The 2,062-nt window shown below is 62.9% G+C and carries 1 protein-coding gene; it reads right to left on the bottom strand.

What is annotated here, in order from left to right; translation table 11 throughout:
- Positions 1–35: 35 nt before the first annotated feature.
- The gene (locus VIO10_RS10370) at positions 36–1,670 is read right to left on the bottom strand and encodes a DegQ family serine endoprotease (RefSeq protein ID WP_331963359.1); all 1,635 of its coding nucleotides are present in this window, start codon (positions 1,668–1,670) and stop codon (positions 36–38) included.
- Positions 1,671–2,062: the final 392 nt, after the last annotated feature.

Genomic DNA, 2,062 nt, shown 5'->3' with positions numbered 1-2,062 from the left:
CGCCGCGGGTTGACTGCATATGACCTGCGATCCGATCAGCCCTGCGCCGCGCCGGCCGGCTTGATCACCGTGTACAGCGTCGCGCCGCCGCGTTGAACCAGCAGCAGCGCCGGCTTCTTCTTGCTCTGCGCTTCTTTTGCCTTGGCGATGAAATCCGCAAGCGCGGCGATCTTCTCGTGATTCACTTCCAACACGACGTCGCCCGCCTGAAGACCTGCCTCCGCCGAAGGGCTGTCCGGCGCAACCTTCTGAATCACCACACCCCTGGTGCTCTCGAGATGGAACTGCTGCGCCAGCTCGGGCGTGATGTCCCCGACTTGCATCCCCCAGTTGCCGCCCGGCTCCTCGGACTTGGCCGACGCCACCTGCGGTTCCTTGCGCTCGCCAATCGTGACCTCGAGGGTCATGTGCTTGCCGTTGCGCACCACCTCGACCGGCACCTTCTGATTGATCGGTGTCTGCGCGACCAGCGCGGGCAGCTCATGCTCATCGTTGACCGGATGGCCGTTGAAGCTGAGCACGATATCGCCGCGTTCGATTCCAGCCTTGCCCGCGGGCCCATCCTTGTCCGCGCTGGCAACCAGCGCGCCTTCGGGCTTGGGCAATCCGAACGATTGCGCGAGATCCGGCGTCACTTCCTGAATTTCGACGCCCAGCCATCCGCGGACCACGCGCCCGTGCGCCTTCAACTGATCCATCACGTTGCGCGCCATGTCGATTGGGATGGCGAAGCCGATGCCGTTGTTGGCGCCGGTCTTGGTGTAGATCGCGGTGTTGATTCCGATGACCTCGCCGCGCGTATTGATTAATGGGCCGCCTGAGTTGCCGGGATTAATCGACGCGTCGGTCTGCAGGAAATCGTCGTAGTCGCCGCCGAGGATTCGTCCCTTGGCGCTGACGATTCCCGCGGTCACCGTCATCCCGACGTTGAACGGGTTGCCGATTGCGATTACCCAGTCGCCGACCTCGGTCGAATTTGAATCCCCCAGCGTCGCGACCGGCAATGCGTCCTTGGTATCGATCTTGATCAGTCCGAGATCGGTCTTCGCGTCCTTGCCGATCACCTTCGCCGTAAACTCGCGCTTGTCCTGCAGCGTAACGTGGATTTCTTCGGCGTTACCAACCACGTGATTGTTGGTCAGGATGTAGCCGTCGGCCGACACGATCACGCCCGATCCCAGCCCGTGCTGTTTGAATTCGCGTTGACCGCCCTGGCCGAAGTAGCGGCGCAGCTGGTCGAACGGATCGCCAGGCCCCATTTCGCCACCGCTCCCACCTCCGCCGCCGCCGTTGTCGTCATCACCGCCATTGTCGTCGCCGGGTCCGCCCGGCGAAATGCCAAACGGCATTCCCGAAATCTTCACATCCTGAACGACGTTGACGCTCACCACCGCCGGTATCATTCGTTTGACCAGCGGCGCGAACGAGGTAATTACTCCGACCTTTTCGTTCGGCTCAGGCGTATTGGGCTGCGCCGCCGGCGCCACATGCACCCCAGCCACCGGAGGCGCCGGCAGCGGCTCCGCCGGCGCTGCCTGTGCTTGCTGCGCCGGTGGCGCCTTGGGAGCATTCGAGTCGGAACCCCAGAAAGGGAACGCGCCGACCCGCGCAAAGGCTATGATCAGGCCGATAAAAACGCCGCCGGCCACGGCGGCGATCTTCTTAACCATGCATTCCTCCTGGAATGTAGCGAAACTCTTGCGTCATGAGGCAGGACAAGTGCCGGACCTTCCAAACTATCGGACGATAAATTTCGGCCGAAATTCAGCCGCAGGCCTAACCGCCTGCCGTCCGTGCCGACTGGTCAACGCCCTTGTCAACCTATCTATCAAATCAAATTCGCGGCGATAATAAAATGCCCCGCGAACGGCGGGAAGAAGAGCGACGGGGAGCGGACCGCTACGCGCTTGGCGGTCGCGGCGGCGACGGCGCAATGAGAATCGCGAGATACGCGGCAACCGCGTCTCTCGCTCTCGCGCGAAGAACCGAGAGAAAAGGGCGCCTCGGCGCACTTTTCGATTGATACTGCGGGTGCAGGGGCCGCAGCCCCTGCCCAGGGAGG

The organism is Candidatus Binatus sp., from assembly GCF_036567905.1.
In the GTDB taxonomy this organism is placed as follows: Bacteria; Desulfobacterota; Binatia; order Binatales; family Binataceae; genus Binatus.
This window is presented reverse-complemented; position numbering and strand designations above follow the sequence as displayed.